Source organism: Ruegeria sp. HKCCD9138, assembly GCF_057220975.1.
Window position 1 is genome coordinate 13,796 of the sequence record NZ_JBWVAZ010000011.1, and the last position, 14,981, is coordinate 28,776.

A 14,981-nucleotide genomic window follows, 5' to 3' on the forward strand; every position below is an offset into this window, starting at 1 on the left:
CAATAAGCAGCTCAAGCACTGTTTGCGGTAACATCGACTGTTTGAGGAGAGCAATACCAATGCGACGCCTGAGAAATGTGAAAATCGTGGCGACGCTGGGTCCGGCGTCCAATGACTATGACACCATCCGCGCATTGCACGAGGCGGGGGCGGATGTTTTTCGTCTGAACATGAGCCACGGCAGCCACGATGAAATCCGCGAACGCCACAGGATCATCCGGCAAGTTGAGAAGGATCTGGACAGCCCGATTGCGATACTGGCGGACCTGCAGGGACCCAAGCTGCGCGTAGGCGTTTTTGCCAATGATGCTGAGGAACTGGAAGAAGGGGCTGCATTTCGACTGGATCTTGATCCCGAACCTGGTGACATCAATCGTGTCTGCCTGCCGCACCCAGAGATATTTGCCGCGCTGGAGCCCGGCGCCCGGTTGCTGGTGAACGATGGCAAGATTCGATTGATCGTGCAGGACTGCGGTCAGGATTTTGCAAATTGCACGGTCGAGGTTGGCGGAACGATCTCGAACCGCAAGGGCGTAAACGTCCCTGACGTCGTTCTGCCGCTGGCGGCGCTTTCGGCGAAAGATCGCGACGATCTGGAGTTTGTCTGTCAATTGGGTGTGGACTGGTTGGCACTTAGCTTCGTGCAACGCGCAAAGGACGTGTTCGAAGCCCGCGCCTTGGCCGATGGCCGCGCTTCGATTCTGTCCAAGATCGAAAAGCCCGCTGCCGTTGAGGCGTTTGAGGACATCCTGGATGCTTCGGACGGGATCATGGTGGCGCGGGGTGACTTGGGTGTCGAACTGCCGGTTTCGGCGGTGCCGCCGATCCAGAAGCGATTGGTGCGCAAATGCCGTGCGGACGCCAAGCCGGTGATCGTGGCAACGCAAATGTTGGAAAGCATGATCGAAAGCCCGATGCCGACTCGGGCCGAGGTGTCGGACGTGGCGACCGCAATCTATGAAGGTACGGATGCCATTATGCTCAGCGCGGAATCGGCGGCGGGTTCGTATCCGATCGAGGCTGTCCAGACCATGAACAAGGTTGCGATCGAGGTCGAGGCCGACCCAACCTACACGCAGATCATTGCGGCATCGCGGTCGGCACAAGGAACGACCATAGCCGATGGCATCGTTGCCGCTGCCCGCGAGATCGCCGAAAAGACAGACATCAAGGCCATCTGCTGCTTTACGCAAAGCGGCACGACGGCGCTGTTGACGGCGCGTGAGCGCCCGGGCGTTCCGATCATCGCCATGACCCCCGCCAAAGGTACCGCACGGCGGCTGTGCCTGAGCTGGGGATGCCATTGCGTCATGACCCCCGAACTAGAGCGGTTCAAGGGCGCGGTCGTCGCCGCCGCCCGTGCTGCCCGGTCCGACGGTTTTGCGTCTGAATCGGACCAGATCGTTGTCACTGCAGGCGTGCCGTTCAACGTGCCGGGAACCACAAACATCCTGCGGATCGCGCCTTGTGACGAACGCCTGATCTACAACACTGATCCGGGTTGAGTCTGACATGCGGGCATAGTGTTTCACGGTGATACTTCACGAGAATGCCTAATTTTTAATCGAAAAATATCATTAAAAATCAATATCAAGCCGAATTCTGGGTTGAGTTCGGCGATATTCTCTCTGTTTTTTGGTGTTTTTGTCGGATACTTCACGCCAGGGCAGTCTACTCAAAAAGTTCCAGGTTCCGGCTGCCCTGCCGGGGGCGAGGGCTCCGGACAGATAAACGATAACGGAGGAACAAGATGACAACGAAAATTGTCATAGGACTGGACGGGACAGAAACCGGAGAACACGCGATCGCCTTTGCCAAAGACCTGGCAAAACGCATCGGGACGTGTGAATTGCTGGTGGTCTATGTCATCGAATGGTCCCCATTCACTTTTCAGACGCCCGAAGAAAATGCCTTGCGCCACAAGCGACGTGAGGAAGAGGTGGAGCTGGCGACAACACGGATCGTGACACCGGCTGTGGACGCTTTGACCGCAGACGGGTTCACGGCACATGGCATAGTTCGCCACGGCGATGTGGCCGAGACGCTGAACGCCATAACCGTCGAAAACGGCGGCACGCAGATCATCGTTGGCCGCGCATCGGCGGACGGGTTCAAGAAACGCCTTTTCGGTAGCTCGACCCAAAATCTGGTCATGCATGCCGATGTTCCGGTCACCGTTGTGAACTGAGGGAGGGACGAGATGAATATGTTGAGAAATCTGGGTCTGGCCGCGACCGCCGCCCTGATCGCCAGCCCCGCAGCGGCGCAGGATTCGACCGGTCTGGACGACAAGATCAATCAGGCCTTTGCCGACTTTACCGGACCTTTCGTCAGCTTTATCTTTGCGCCGTTCCCGGGCACCAGCGTGCCGTGGATCGTGATGTGGCTGGTGATCGCGGCGACTGTTTTCACCCTGTATTTTGCCTTTGTGCAATTCCGGTTCTTTGGCCATTCCATCAGCCTGGTCAAAGGCGACTATTCCGACCCCAACGACGCGGGCGAGGTCAGCCACTTTCAGGCGCTGGCAACGGCGCTGTCCGGTACGGTTGGTCTGGGTAACATCGCCGGTGTTGCAGTGGCCGTCGGGATCGGGGGGCCGGGTGCCACGTTCTGGATGATCGTGGCCGGCCTATTGGGCATGGCGTCGAAGTTCACCGAATGTACCCTGGGTGTGAAGTATCGGAACGAATACGAAGACGGCACCGTTTCCGGTGGTCCGATGTATTACATGTCGAAGGGCTTTGCCGAGCTGGGTCTTCCCGGTGGCAAGATCTTGGCTGTTCTGTTCTCGATCTTCTGTATCCTGGGCGCGTTGGGCGGCGGAAACATGTTCCAGGCCAATCAGGCGCATCAGCAGATCGCGGGCATCACCGGAGACTATCCGGGCTGGATCACAGGGCTTGTCTTTGCGGCTATCGTGTTCGCAGTGATCGTGGGTGGCCTGAAGTCGATTGCGCGTGTGACCGAGAAGGTCGTGCCCTTCATGGGTGTCATGTATGTGGCGGCAGCTCTGGTCATCATCATCATGCATGCGGATCAGATCGGGTGGGCCTTTGGTCAGATCTTCGCCGGTGCCTTTACCGGTCTTGGCGTTGCTGGCGGAATGGTCGGGGCGCTGATCCAGGGCTTCCGTCGTGCGGCGTTCTCGAACGAAGCAGGCGTTGGTTCCGCGGCGATTGCGCACTCGGCCGTTCGGACCAAGGAGCCGATCACCGAAGGGTTCGTGTCATTGCTGGAGCCGTTCATCGATACGGTGGTGATCTGTACCATGACCGCGCTGGTGATCATCATCACCCAGCAGCTCGTCATTGACCCGGCAACCGGCTTGTACATGCTGACCGAAGACGGCAGCGCGATCGCGACCGTGGACGGTAATTCGGGCGTCAGCCTGACTTCGGCGGCCTTTGCCAGCGCCTTTGGCTGGTTCCCTTATGTGCTGGCCGTTGCGGTGGTCCTGTTTGCCTTCTCGACCATGATCAGCTGGTCCTACTACGGCCTCAAGGCTTGGACCTATCTGTTCGGCGAAGGCCACACCAAAGAGCTGGTGTTCAAGATCATCTTCTGTGTCTTCGTTGTCATCGGCGCGGCGGCCAACCTTGGTCCGGTCATCGACTTTTCGGATGCGGCGATCTTTGCGATGGCGGTCGTGAACGTCTTTGCGCTCTACTTCCTGATGAAAGTGGTGCGTCAGGAGCTGGCCAGCTACGCCGCACGGCTGAAAAGCGGCGAAATCCGCAAGTTCAGCCACTGAGCCATTCCACCGGGGCGGCCTGCGTCGCCCCGGTGACCGATCAGCCTAGCGAAAAGCTCAGATTCTGGTCGAAACCCCCTTGCCAGTATGACCGAACTTGCGTAAACGGCGCATCTGATCGCGTGACCGGCCGAGATGGCATGCCGAGTCGCGTTTGAAACCGAACCCGAAAAAGGAGACGGAAATGCCTAAGATGAAGACAAAGTCGAGCGCCAAGAAGCGCTTCAAGGTGACTGCGACCGGTAAGGTCATGGCAGGCCAGGCCGGTAAACGGCACGGCATGATCAAGCGGACCAAGAAATTCATCCGCGACGCCCGTGGCACCACCACCCTGTCCGCCCCCGACGCCAAGATCGTCAAGGGCTACATGCCCTACGACCGCTAAGAGGAGATTTGAGAGATGTCCCGCGTTAAAGGTGGAACCGTAACTCACGCCCGTCACAAGAAGATCATCAAGGCCGCAAAAGGCTATTATGGTCGCCGCAAGAGCAACTTCAAAGTTGCGACCCAGGCCGTCGACAAGGCCAACCAGTACGCAACCCGCGACCGCAAGAACCGCAAGCGCAACTTCCGCGCGCTGTGGATCCAGCGTATCAACGCGGCCGTGCGTTCGCATGACGAGGCTCTGACATATTCCCGCTTCATCAACGGTCTGAACCTGGCCGGTATCGAAGTGGACCGCAAAGTTCTGGCCGACCTGGCCGTGCACGAACCGGAAGCGTTCGGCGCGATCGTCGCCAAAGCACAGGCCGCTCTGGCTGCCTGATCCTCTTTTCAAGAGAGACAGTGAATGACGGGCCGTTCCAAAAGGAACGGCCTTATTCGTTTGGGCGGTTGGATACCTGATTATCTGCTTTGCGCGGTTTCAGCGATAAGTCATCTATACCAACCGCCCAGGGGCTTTCCCGAACCGGTGGTGTGGCTGGCCAGATTATCTGCGCATTAAGCAGATTTAATCGAAACACAATGCACGCGGCTAAGAACCATCAACACATGAGACTCACCAAATAGGAGTGAGTACCATGAAATATGCTGCCTTGGGTTTGGTGGCCCTGAACATAGCTTTCCTAAGTGGTCCGGCATTGGCGGATTGTCACTTCGGAACCGATGCGGTGACTGGCATGGAGACTATCATCTGTGAAACGGATGGCGGCTTTTCCAGTTGGGGCACCATGATCGCCGAAGCCTGAATTTCTCCGACGATGCCTGTCGTGTAGTCCGAAAAGGAAACTGTCGTGTTTAAGAATGCCGTTGCGGTTGTTGCCCTCGTTGCCCTTGCCGGGCCTGCCAATTCAGCCCAGTTCTACCCGGCGAACAGTCTTGACACTGTTGCACTGATTGGCCCCCCGGCCAAACCCGGTACACCAGAGTTCGACAAACAAATGTTCGCGGTCATGTGGCTGCAGGAAAGCCGCACTTCTGAACAGGTGGACTTTGTCCGAAAATCCGTCGATCTGGAACGCTTTGCACCTGTCGTCGCTACAGGGTTGTCGACTGTCGACACACATGTTCTGAGTGAAACGCTGGATCAGATTATCGACGAAGTTCGCGAAGACTATAACCTGGTTAAGGCGAACTACGATATTCCACGCCCCTTTGTGATCAATGACGCTGTTGAGCCCGTCGCGACAGCGTTCCCCGTAACCTCATACCCGAGCGGACACACGATCCGTGCCATAGTTTACACTTCGGTTCTCTCGGATATCTTCCCCGAGCATTCCGACGCACTTGAAGATCTCGGGCGCGAAATTGGTTACGGCCGCGTTATAGGTGGCGTGCACTACCCCATGGATGTCGTGTCCGGGCAAGTGCTGGGCAATGCTTACATGGATGTGATCCGCGACCAGCCTGCCTATCACGAAGCGTTGAATGCCATTCTGAGCGAAAAGGACGACGGAGCCGCGCCGGTTAACCAGTAGGCAGCCGTAACCTCCGGATATGGAAGCAAGTCCGATTGGTTTGAAGTGCCAACAGCGGAGCTATTGACGATTTGCTGTAGTTTTCCGCGAAGGCATCGTATCGATTGTGTTTCAGAGCCGGAGCGTATGCAAAACACAACGTTGTCCGCTTGGCTGAGCATTCAAAAGCCCTTGGGATCGGCAAAAGTACCGAAGCCATTGAGGCACCAGCTTCAACCTCCGTTAATCGTTGGGCTTCGCACTACACATCACCGCAGATGCTGTCGCCCACATCGGTGATCCATCCGTTCTTGTCGTGAGTGTTGGCCTACTGATCATCCTTCTGTTTTACCAACTGCGCAGCAAAAGCGACGCCAGTGCCCGGACCGGCATAGGTGATCATCAGCACGTCATCCAGGTAGACCCCATTGAATATCCCCGCTGAAACGTCCTCGCCCGATATTCCGGCTTCGGCCAATACAAAGCGGGTGGGATCATCCAGGCTGAAGGTTCCCATTGCCTCTTCCACGATCCATTCTTTGTCGCCAATCCGCCGCCAGCGGTTGGTGGCAGTGATAAGGTTGCCGTCCAGCTTGGTGATCTCCAATTCCATTTCGGTCTTCAGAAGACCCTTTTCATGGTTCGGGTTCGATTTGGCGAAGGCCACCAGATAGGTACCTGTCCAGGTGCCGACGATCTGGGGGAAACCGCTGCCGTCTTCGGCACTGGCCGGGGCAGCGATGGAAAGCGCAAGGAATGTGGCTATGATACGGAGGAAATTGAATTTCATGGTCGGATCTCCTGAATAGAATGGTCACAGGCTATCTGAGATCAGGAATTACGCAAATTGATGGGTCCCAACGGAAAAACCGGCGCGGGGTGCGCCGGTTTTCTTGTCTCTAGTCGGACCGAGAAGTGTCCCGATCAAATCATCCAAACACTCGCCCCAGGGCGCCGTCGACTGCATCGGTAATTTGGTCAATATCCTCCGCGGTCGCGATCAGCGCGGGCGAGAAGCACAAAGTGTTGTTCTTGCCGGGAACCGAACGGTTGGTGACACCGATAATCACGCCCTGCGCCATGCAGTCGGCGACAACGGCCTGTGCCAGCTTCTCATCCACAGGTTCCTTGGTCGCGCGATCCGCAACCAGTTCGGCACCCAGAAACAGGCCCTTGCCACGGACGTCGCCGATGACCTTATACTTCTCCATCAGTTCCTGCAGGTTTGCCGTCATGCGGTTGCCCATGTCGGTGCAGTTCTGCAGCAGGTTTTCTTCCTCGATGATCCGCATGTTCTCGATTGCCGCCGCCGGACCGGCCGTGCAGCCGCCAAAGGTCGAGATGTCGCGGAAATAGTTCAGCGGATCGTCTGCATTGTCCTTGAACATGTCGAACACCTCTTCGGTGGTCACCATGCAGGCAATCGCCGCATAACCCGAAGCGACACCCTTGGCCATGGTCACGAAATCGGGCTTGATGCCGTATTGCTGATATCCGAACCAGGTGCCGGTCCGGCCGACGCCGCAGACGACCTCGTCGATATGCAGCAGGATGTCGTACTTCTTGCAGATTTCCTGCACGCGCTGCCAATAGCCCTCGGGCGCTTCGATCACGCCGCCACCCGCGGTGACGGGCTCAAGGCACAGGGCGCCGACTGTGTCGGGGCCTTCGCGCAGGATAACCTCTTCGATCTGGTCTGCGGCCCATTCGCCAAAGTTCTCTTCGGGCGCACCGTCCAGTTCGTGCTTGCGGTACTCCATGCAATGAGGCACGCGCACGAAGTCGGGGGCAAACGGCCCATACTGCATGTTGCGCTCGTCCTGACCACCCGCGGACATCGCCGCAAGGGTCGAGCCGTGATAATCACGGTCGCGGTACAGGATCTTGGTCTTCTTGCCGCCATAGCGTTTATGCGCAATCTGGCGAACCATCTTGAACGCCTTCTCGTTCGCCTCGGAGCCAGAGTTGGTGTAGTAGACGCGGCTCATGCCCGGCATCTTGGCGATCAGGTTCTCGGCAAAGATCGACCCCGGGATCGACCCTGCGGAGTTGGCAAAGTAGCACAGCTTCATCAGCTGGTCATAGACCGCCTTGCAGATGGATTCGCGGCCATAGCCCACATTCACCGTCCACACGCCACCGGAAACGGCGTCCAGATGTTCCTTTCCTTTCTGGTCCCAGACACGCATGCCCTTGCCTTCGACGATGATACGCGGGTCGTTTGTCTCAAATGGTTTGTGCTGGATCAGATGGTGCCAGATGTGGGCGCGGTCGGCCTCGACCACGCGGGAAAGATCGTTTTCGTTGAACGTGCCGTCCATGACATGTCCTTTCAAGGTAAGGCGCGCGGGAATCAAGATGACCCAGCGGGCGCGCTGTGACGTGATGATGTAGATCAGCGTGAATATAGCGCGGGAAGTAGGGCCAGATTAACCCATAGAATAACGCCAGTGCATCATTTCCGCGTATTTTTACGGGTTTGTTTTGATGCAAGCTTTGTGCTCAATACACGAACCTGGCGCGATTGGGAGGAGCATCGGATGACAGCCCGCACAATATATCAGCAGCATCTGGACAAGACCCCAGCGAATTTTACACCCCTTTCCCCGCTCAGCTATATCGAGCGAACCGCCGCGATCTATCCCGACTACCCGTCTGTAGTCTACGGCGCGCGCAGGTATACCTGGTCGGAAACCTATGACCGCTGTCGCCGTCTGGCCAGCGCGCTGGCCGCGCGCGGAATCGGTGATGGGGATACAGTGTCGATCATCGCCGCCAACATTCCCGAGCATTACGAGGCGCATTTTGGCGTTCCCATGGCCGGCGCCGTTCTGAACGCGATCAATACCCGGTTGGACGCACCCATCGTTGCCTTCATCCTCAACCACGCCGAGGCCAAGGTTCTGCTGGTCGATCCCGAGTTTTCGGGCGTTGTGAAGCAGGCTTTGACGCAAGTGGATCATGACCTGCTGGTAATTGATATCGAAGACCCCGGCTTCGACGGGGGTGAGCGGCTGGGCGAATTGACCTACGACGCGCTGCTGGCCGAAGGTGATCCGGGCTTTGATTGGCCGCTGCCTGCAGATGAATGGGATGCGATCACGCTGAACTATACGTCGGGGACAACCGGCAACCCGAAAGGTGTCGTCTATCACCACCGAGGGGCTGCGCTGAATGCAACGTCGAACATTCTGACATGGGGCATGCCGCAGCACTCGGTGTATCTGTGGACGTTGCCGATGTTTCACTGTAACGGCTGGTGTTTCCCATGGACCATGGCAGCCAACGCGGGCACGTCCGTTTGCCTGCGTGCGGTGCGGGATGAACCGATCTACCGTGCCTTCCGTGAGGAAGGCGTCACGCATTTCTGCGGCGCACCCATCGTGCTGAACATGCTGGCAAACGCACCGGATCACCTCAAGGATTTCAGCCAGCAAATCAAGGTGATGACAGCAGGTGCACCACCCCCCGCCAAAGTGATTCAGGCGATGGAAGGAATGGGTGTCGAAGTGACCCACGTGTATGGTCTGACCGAGACCTACGGGCCATCGGTGGTCTGTGCATGGAAGGAAGAATGGAATGACAAGGCGCCCGAAGAACAGGCGGCGCTGAAAGTGCGGCAGGGTGTCAAATACGTGGCGCTGTCCGGCCTGATGGTTGCTGATCCCGAGACGTTACAGCCTGTGCCCGCTGATGGTGAAACCATGGGCGAGATTTTCATGCAGGGCAATATCGTGATGAAGGGTTATCTGAAAAACCCCGATGCGACGGACAAGGCGTTCAATGGCGGCTGGTTTGCTTCGGGTGATCTGGGCGTAATGCACCCCGATGGCTATATCGCGCTGAAAGACAGGTCCAAGGACATCATCATTTCCGGTGGAGAGAATATCTCGTCAGTCGAGGTTGAGGATGTCCTTTACAGGCACCCGGCCGTGATGGAGGCCGCCGTGGTGGCACGGCCCGACGAGAAATGGGGCGAAACGCCCTGTGCCTTTGTCGAGCTGAAGCCGGGGGTGGAGGCAACCGAGGCTGAGGTGATCGCGTTCTGCCGGGACAACATGGCTCATTTCAAGGCGCCGAAGACCGTCGTGTTCGGCGCACTGCCCAAGACGTCGACCGGCAAGATCCAAAAGTTCATTCTGCGTGACCAGGCCCGGGAACTGGATTAGTCGAAGATCGAAAGGTCAAGCTCCAGCATCTCACCCATCCAGATGGCGCGGTCCCTGTGATCGGGCAGATGGTCGCCGGTATCGGGGTGGGTAAAGATCGTCAGACCCTGACGGTTGAGCATCAGCCAGGGGATAACCTGATCAAAGACTGTGGGGGCAAATCCCAGCTGACAGCTCCAACGCGGGTGCGGGCCGACGTTTCGGTCATGCATCCGCCCCATCTGAACGGGAAACAGGCGCGCGGCCTCCTCGCATACCCGTTGTGCCGTATCCTGCGTATCGGCGTCGAAATAGACATGAGCATGGTAGCCGGAAATTTCAGGCATCGCGTTCCCCTTCATCTGTTTTGCTCAATCTAAACAGATGAGGCCGCCGGTGGCACCCATGCCGACACACAGGCCGTGTGCGCTGGGTATATGGTCAATCCCAGCGCAACGAAGCCGTCAGCCCTTGTTCAGTTCCTTGGCATGCAACCAGTCCGCATGCTGGGGGGCTTTCTTGGTGCGCGACCACTCTTCCAGCATATCCCACTTCACGCTGTCCAGCCGGGCCAGCATCTCCTCCTCCTCGGGATCCGGGCAGGCCAGTTCAACGCGGTGCCCATTTGGATCGAAGAAGTAGATCGAATGGAAGATCGAATGGTCGGTGACGCCCAGAACCTCGACCCCGTTGGCTTCGAGGTGTTCCTTGAACGCAACCAGCGCGTCGCGGTCTTTGACCTTGAAGGCGATGTGCTGAACCCAGGGCGGTGTATTCTCGTCGCGACCCATTTCGGGTTTGGTCGGCAATTCGAAAAACGCCAGCACGTTGCCGTTCCCGGCATCCAGAAACAGATGCATGTAAGGATCGGGCTCGTGGGTCGAAGGCACCTTGTCTTCGGCGATGGCAAGAATGAAATCCATATTCAGCATCTTGCCGTACCATTCCACCGTCTCTTTTGCATCCTTGCAGCGATAGGCGACGTGGTGAATCTGTTCGATTTTCATGGCAGTCACTCCTGCTTCAGCGCGGCTGCGTTCAGCGCTTGTTTCAGTATCTCGGTGTCTCCGATATGGTTTGCCAAAATCAGCACCAGCCGCGCGTTCAGCGCATCGCTGTCGGCATCTTCCAGGCCTTCATGTGCCGAAAGCAGATCGGCATAGAAATCGTCAGCCCGGTCGATATTTGGTGAGAGGATAAGGTCGGCCATGGCGTTTACTCCTTCCCAGTGGCGCGGAGGACCGCGTGCCGGATTGCATTTTCTTCATAACTGTCGCGCCGTGCAGCCACGTGCTGATCGGGGCGGATCAGGTAAACGGCGCTGGTTGCGTCACCCAGATAGCGGCGTTTCAGCTCCATCGTCGGGTCGTCCTTGACAGACAGGGCCAGTCGCCTGACTTTCACACCTTCGACCTCGATCTCATCTGGCGCGTCTGCGTCAATGGTCATCAGGATGAAATCATCCCCGAGTTTGGACAGCAGGAACTCATCGCCCAATGGTGCATCAGGGCAAGGCGATCCCGGTCGGGTACGCGCCGGGCCGTTCAGGGCGTCGGCGGAATTCAGGGGCGAGCCGAAATAGGTGCAGGGTAGGCTCAACCGGCCGGAATTGACCAGCGGACGCGCAAACTCGTAATGTTCGCTCAAGTCCAGAACGGCATCACGCAAAAGGCGGGACATCCGGGATTTCGGCGTAATGAAATCGGTCGAGCGGCTGGAATTCAGAATGTTTTCGTCCGCACCCTGAATTCGTTCGACATCATAACTGTCAAGCAGGGTCTCGGGCGCGGTGCCATCGATGACCATTTTCAGTTTCCAGCACAGGTTGTCAGTGTCCTGCAGGCCCGAGTTTGCGCCCCGGGCGCCGAAGGGGCTGACCTGGTGTGCGCTGTCGCCGGCAAAGATCACACGACCATAGCGGAACTGTTCCATGCGGCGACACTGGAAGGTGTAGATGCTGACCCATTCCAGTTCGAATTCGACGTCTTCGCCCAGCATCGCCTTAAGGCGGGGGATCACATTCTCGGGGCGCTTTTCGCGTTCTTTGTCAATGTCCCAGCCCAGTTGCAGGTCGATGCGCCAGACGTTGTCGGGTTGCTTGTGCAACAAGGCAGACTGGCCCTTGTTGAACGGCGGGTCGAACCAGAACCACCGCTCGGTCGGGAAATCGGCGTCCATGATCACGTCAGCAATCAGGAAGTTGTCTTCGAAGACGCGACCCACAAAGTCTTTGCCCAACATGGATCGCATGGGTGACCCGGCGCCATCACAGGCGATAACCCAATCGGCTTCGATGGTGTAGGAACCTTCTGGTGTTTCCACTTCAAGCTTGACGTGATCGGGATGGGTGCCGACCGCTTCGACCTTGTTGCGGCCGCGGATTTCAATGGGCGCGCCCTCTTCCTGCAATTCGCGAACCCGTTCGACCAGATACTGTTCGAAATAGTATTGCTGCAGATTGATGAATGCCGGACGCTTGTGCCCTTCCTCGGGCAGGAGGTTGAACTCATAGACTTTCCGGTTGTCGAAAAAGACTTTGCCCAGATTCCAGACGACACCCTTGTCCACCATGGGCTGACCGCATCCCAGCCGGTCGAGAATTTCCAGTGGTCGTTTGGCAAAACAAATGGCTCGGCTGCCAAAACTGACCTTGTCGTTTTCGTCCAGAACAATAACCTCGACCCCATGCTGGGCCAGATCGATGGCCGCGGCCAGACCCACGGGCCCGGCACCAACCACGATCACCTTATGGCGTACCGGAGCGGGCGCGGACTGGTCCGGGCTGGGCTCGTAAGCATAGATCGGTGTTTCAAAAATCTTGTTCACAGTCTCTCTCCCACGTTCTGCGCGCAGGGCGCACCTCGTCCGCGCTCTGACGCGACCGCGTCAAAGGTCAGGTTCATCCTCTCATCGTTTGGTCCGGGCCAACACGATCTGGATCAAATCCGGCCCGGATATTCTCAGCCCTGCAGGGCCTCCCACATTTCCAGATCGCGCTGAGCGGTCCAGATGCGAGGCGTGTCGATGCCCCGCGCCTCGTCATAAGCGCGTGCAACATTGAACGGCAGACAGTGTTCATAGATCGCGTAATCGGCAAATTTCGGGTCGCATTCGGCCCGAACCGCGTCCCAGGCTTCTTTCAGGCTGCCACCACGCGCCGCGACTTTGGCGACCGGGCGGAAGGTGCTTTCGACAAAGTCCCGGGTGTTTTCGATGGCCGCGTTGACCATGTCCTTTCCAACCAGTGCGTCGCCACGGCCCGGAGCGATCGCGTCCACGTCGAACCATTTGATCTCGTCCAAGGTGTCGCCCCAGTCGCTGAAATGCCCGTCGCCGCAATAGCAGGCCGAGTGGTATTCAACGATGTCGCCGGTAAACATGACGTTCTGATCCGGGACGTGAATGACGATGTCTCCGGCGGTGTGGGCACGGCCCAGATGCATCAGATCAATGCGGCGATTGCCCAGATAGACGGTCATCGTGTCGCTGAAGGTCGTTGTGGGCCAGGTCAGGCCGGGGATGCTTTCGTGTCCTTCGAACAGGCGCGGGAAACGCTGGAATTCGCTGTCCCAATCCTCTTGCCCGCGTTCCACGACCATGGCGCGGGCCATGTCGGACATCAGGATCTGCTGCGCGCCAAAGGCGCTGGCACCCAGGACGCGAACGGCGTGATAATGGGTCAGCGCCACATGCGTGATCGGCTTGTCGGTCACCGAGCGGACGCATTCGATCACCTTGTTCGCCAGACGCGGGGTCGCCTGTGCCTCGACGATCATCACGCTGTCATCTCCGATAATGACGCCCGAGTTCGGATCACCTTCGGCGGTGAAGGCATAAAGCCCTTCGCCAACTTCGGTGAACGAGATTTTCTTTTCCGTCATGTCCCCCTGGGACGCGAATGCTTTGGCCATGGTGAATTCCTTATCGTGCGTAGGGGTTTTCGAAAGCAGGCAGAACGGTGCCGACGCAATCGCCAAAACCGATGGTGTATCCGTCGCCTTTGGCTGCACCCGTCAGGGTCAGCGTGTCTCCGTCCTCGATAAAGCTGCGGGACTCACCGGTGTCCAGCGTCAGGGGTTCCTTGCCGCCCCAGCTGAGCTCCAGTAGCGAACCGCGTTCCGGCTTGGTCGGGCCAGAGATTGTGCCCGAGCCCAGCAGGTCGCCGGTGTTCATCGGACAGCCCGAAGTCGTGTGATGTGCCAACTGCTGCGCGGCAGAGTAGTACATCTGGTTGTAATTCGTCTCGGCAATGGTCGTCGGAGCTTTGCCGGCAGGCGCCATCGTGATCGACAGGTCGATGTTATACAGCATCGGACCGCGATCCTTGAGGTGATCAAGTAGCTCGAAATCGCGTTCGGGCGTATCACAGCGAAAGGGCTCCAGTGCAGCCTTGGTGACGATCCACGGTGAAATCGAGGTGGCGGTCGCCTTGGCCTGAAACGGGCCAAGCGGCTGGTATTCCCATGCCTGAATGTCGCGCGCGGACCAGTCGTTCAGCAGGACGTAGCCGAAGATATTGTCGTCGGCCTCCTGAACTGTAATCGGTCCGTCCGACGGCGTGCCGACAATTGCGCCCATCTCAAGTTCAATGTCGAAGCGGCGGCTGGGCTGAAAGGCGGGCAATTCCTGGTCCGGAGACTTCAACTGACCCCAGGGGCGCCGGATATCGGTGCCCGAGACCACGACGGACGACGCGCGCCCGTTATAGCCGATGGGGATGTGCAGCCAGTTCGGCGGCAAGGCGTTTTCGGGCCCACGGAACATGGTGCCAACGTTAAAGGCGTGGTTCCGACCCGCGTAAAAATCCGTGTATTCACTGACGGCGAAGGGCAGGTGCATCTCGGCCTCGGCCTGCGGCACCAGAAGGGGTTCGACCCTGTTCTGTTCTTCGGACCCTTCGGACAGTAGATCGGTCAGCCGTTCGCGTAGCGCCGCCCAAACGGCAGGACCTTCTTCCATCAGCGGGTTCCAGAAGGGCAGATCGAACAACGGCTCATCGGTTAGTGTGACCAACCCTTCCGCCTCGGCGGCCGTGAGGTCAAGGATCATGTCGCCGATCGCCACACCGCAGCGAGGGTCAGTGCCTTCGGTCGAAAAGACGCCGTACGGCAGGTTGTTCAATGGAAAAGGGGTGTCGGCGGAATTGGCCGAGATCACCCAGGATTTTTTCAACTGGCTCATGCG

The 14,981-nt window shown here is 58.1% G+C and carries 16 protein-coding genes; 8 read left to right on the forward strand and 8 right to left on the reverse strand.

What is annotated here, in order from left to right; genetic code table 11:
- The first annotated feature begins 59 nt into the window (after positions 1–59).
- The 7 genes from pyk (at position 60) to AC2TEL_RS17065 (ending at position 5,670) form a co-directional block, all read left to right on the forward strand.
- The gene (gene pyk, locus AC2TEL_RS17035; RefSeq protein ID WP_480842927.1) at positions 60–1,505 is read left to right on the forward strand and encodes a pyruvate kinase; all 1,446 of its coding nucleotides are present in this window, start codon (positions 60–62) and stop codon (positions 1,503–1,505) included.
- A 245-nt stretch (positions 1,506–1,750) separates the two neighbouring features.
- Positions 1,751–2,188 carry a universal stress protein gene (locus tag AC2TEL_RS17040; protein WP_480842926.1) on the forward strand — a complete coding sequence of 146 codons (438 nt, stop codon included), beginning with the start codon at positions 1,751–1,753 and terminating at the stop codon, positions 2,186–2,188.
- A 12-nt stretch (positions 2,189–2,200) separates the two neighbouring features.
- Positions 2,201–3,751, forward strand: a complete 1,551-nt coding sequence (locus AC2TEL_RS17045) for an alanine/glycine:cation symporter family protein (RefSeq protein WP_480842925.1) — start codon at positions 2,201–2,203, stop codon at positions 3,749–3,751.
- A 184-nt stretch (positions 3,752–3,935) separates the two neighbouring features.
- Positions 3,936–4,136 (forward strand): 50S ribosomal protein L35, encoded by a 201-nt coding sequence (gene rpmI / locus AC2TEL_RS17050; RefSeq protein ID WP_005981143.1) that lies wholly within the window; start codon positions 3,936–3,938, stop codon positions 4,134–4,136.
- A 15-nt stretch (positions 4,137–4,151) separates the two neighbouring features.
- The gene (gene rplT, locus AC2TEL_RS17055; RefSeq protein WP_039523695.1) at positions 4,152–4,517 is read left to right on the forward strand and encodes a 50S ribosomal protein L20; all 366 of its coding nucleotides are present in this window, start codon (positions 4,152–4,154) and stop codon (positions 4,515–4,517) included.
- A 256-nt stretch (positions 4,518–4,773) separates the two neighbouring features.
- Complete coding sequence (locus tag AC2TEL_RS17060; protein ID WP_480905584.1) at positions 4,774–4,941, forward strand: hypothetical protein; 168 nt, start codon at positions 4,774–4,776, stop codon at positions 4,939–4,941.
- A gap of 45 nt (positions 4,942–4,986) precedes the next feature.
- Entirely contained in the window at positions 4,987–5,670 is a 684-nt protein-coding gene (locus AC2TEL_RS17065) for a phosphatase PAP2 family protein (RefSeq protein ID WP_480905586.1), read from the forward strand.
- Positions 5,671–5,977: 307 nt separating this feature from the next.
- Here the strand turns inward: AC2TEL_RS17065 and AC2TEL_RS17070 are convergent, their stop codons facing one another.
- The gene (locus AC2TEL_RS17070) at positions 5,978–6,439 is read right to left on the reverse strand and encodes a hypothetical protein (RefSeq protein ID WP_480905589.1); all 462 of its coding nucleotides are present in this window, start codon (positions 6,437–6,439) and stop codon (positions 5,978–5,980) included.
- A 139-nt stretch (positions 6,440–6,578) separates the two neighbouring features.
- Positions 6,579–7,970 (reverse strand): aminotransferase family protein, encoded by a 1,392-nt coding sequence (locus AC2TEL_RS17075; RefSeq protein ID WP_480905591.1) that lies wholly within the window; start codon positions 7,968–7,970, stop codon positions 6,579–6,581.
- Between the two features lie 219 nt (positions 7,971–8,189).
- Between AC2TEL_RS17075 and AC2TEL_RS17080 the strand changes: the two genes are divergently transcribed.
- On the forward strand, positions 8,190–9,818 hold the full coding sequence (locus AC2TEL_RS17080) for an acyl-CoA synthetase (RefSeq protein WP_480842920.1): 1,629 nt from the start codon (positions 8,190–8,192) through the stop codon (positions 9,816–9,818).
- On the opposite strand, the gene AC2TEL_RS17085 is transcribed toward AC2TEL_RS17080, so the two are convergent.
- The 6 genes from AC2TEL_RS17085 to fahA form a co-directional block, all read right to left on the reverse strand.
- The gene (locus AC2TEL_RS17085; protein WP_480905594.1) at positions 9,815–10,144 is read right to left on the reverse strand and encodes a DOPA 4,5-dioxygenase family protein; all 330 of its coding nucleotides are present in this window, start codon (positions 10,142–10,144) and stop codon (positions 9,815–9,817) included. The genes AC2TEL_RS17080 and AC2TEL_RS17085 overlap by 4 nt on opposite strands.
- Before the next feature lie 117 nt (positions 10,145–10,261).
- Complete coding sequence (locus AC2TEL_RS17090; RefSeq protein ID WP_480842918.1) at positions 10,262–10,804, reverse strand: VOC family protein; 543 nt, start codon at positions 10,802–10,804, stop codon at positions 10,262–10,264.
- Positions 10,805–10,809: 5 nt separating this feature from the next.
- Positions 10,810–11,007: a DUF2783 domain-containing protein gene (locus tag AC2TEL_RS17095; RefSeq protein WP_480842917.1), complete on the reverse strand. Its 198-nt coding sequence runs from the start codon at positions 11,005–11,007 to the stop codon at positions 10,810–10,812.
- A 5-nt stretch (positions 11,008–11,012) separates the two neighbouring features.
- Entirely contained in the window at positions 11,013–12,623 is a 1,611-nt protein-coding gene (locus AC2TEL_RS17100) for an FAD-dependent oxidoreductase (RefSeq protein WP_480842916.1), read from the reverse strand.
- Between the two features lie 134 nt (positions 12,624–12,757).
- Positions 12,758–13,708, reverse strand: a complete 951-nt coding sequence (locus tag AC2TEL_RS17105; protein WP_480842915.1) for an MBL fold metallo-hydrolase — start codon at positions 13,706–13,708, stop codon at positions 12,758–12,760.
- A gap of 10 nt (positions 13,709–13,718) precedes the next feature.
- Complete coding sequence (gene fahA, locus AC2TEL_RS17110; protein ID WP_480905595.1) at positions 13,719–14,978, reverse strand: fumarylacetoacetase; 1,260 nt, start codon at positions 14,976–14,978, stop codon at positions 13,719–13,721.
- Positions 14,979–14,981 lie beyond the last annotated feature (3 nt).

What these genes read in the sequence shown, in the direction of transcription:
- AC2TEL_RS17090 (WP_480842918.1), bottom strand. Translation starts at nt 10,804, where the DNA reads ATGAAAATCGAACAGATTCACCACGTCGCCTATCGCTGCAAGGATGCA.
- AC2TEL_RS17105 (WP_480842915.1), bottom strand. Translation starts at nt 13,708, where the DNA reads ATGGCCAAAGCATTCGCGTCCCAGGGGGACATGACGGAAAAGAAAATC.
- AC2TEL_RS17040 (WP_480842926.1), top strand. Translation starts at nt 1,751, where the DNA reads ATGACAACGAAAATTGTCATAGGACTGGACGGGACAGAAACCGGAGAA.
- AC2TEL_RS17080 (WP_480842920.1), top strand. Translation starts at nt 8,190, where the DNA reads ATGACAGCCCGCACAATATATCAGCAGCATCTGGACAAGACCCCAGCG.
- AC2TEL_RS17085 (WP_480905594.1), bottom strand. Translation starts at nt 10,144, where the DNA reads ATGCCTGAAATTTCCGGCTACCATGCTCATGTCTATTTCGACGCCGAT.
- fahA (WP_480905595.1), bottom strand. Translation starts at nt 14,978, where the DNA reads ATGAGCCAGTTGAAAAAATCCTGGGTGATCTCGGCCAATTCCGCCGAC.
- rplT (WP_039523695.1), top strand. Translation starts at nt 4,152, where the DNA reads ATGTCCCGCGTTAAAGGTGGAACCGTAACTCACGCCCGTCACAAGAAG.
- AC2TEL_RS17095 (WP_480842917.1), bottom strand. Translation starts at nt 11,007, where the DNA reads ATGGCCGACCTTATCCTCTCACCAAATATCGACCGGGCTGACGATTTC.
- AC2TEL_RS17045 (WP_480842925.1), top strand. Translation starts at nt 2,201, where the DNA reads ATGAATATGTTGAGAAATCTGGGTCTGGCCGCGACCGCCGCCCTGATC.
- AC2TEL_RS17075 (WP_480905591.1), bottom strand. Translation starts at nt 7,970, where the DNA reads ATGGACGGCACGTTCAACGAAAACGATCTTTCCCGCGTGGTCGAGGCC.
- rpmI (WP_005981143.1), top strand. Translation starts at nt 3,936, where the DNA reads ATGCCTAAGATGAAGACAAAGTCGAGCGCCAAGAAGCGCTTCAAGGTG.
- pyk (WP_480842927.1), top strand. Translation starts at nt 60, where the DNA reads ATGCGACGCCTGAGAAATGTGAAAATCGTGGCGACGCTGGGTCCGGCG.
- AC2TEL_RS17060 (WP_480905584.1), top strand. Translation starts at nt 4,774, where the DNA reads ATGAAATATGCTGCCTTGGGTTTGGTGGCCCTGAACATAGCTTTCCTA.
- AC2TEL_RS17070 (WP_480905589.1), bottom strand. Translation starts at nt 6,439, where the DNA reads ATGAAATTCAATTTCCTCCGTATCATAGCCACATTCCTTGCGCTTTCC.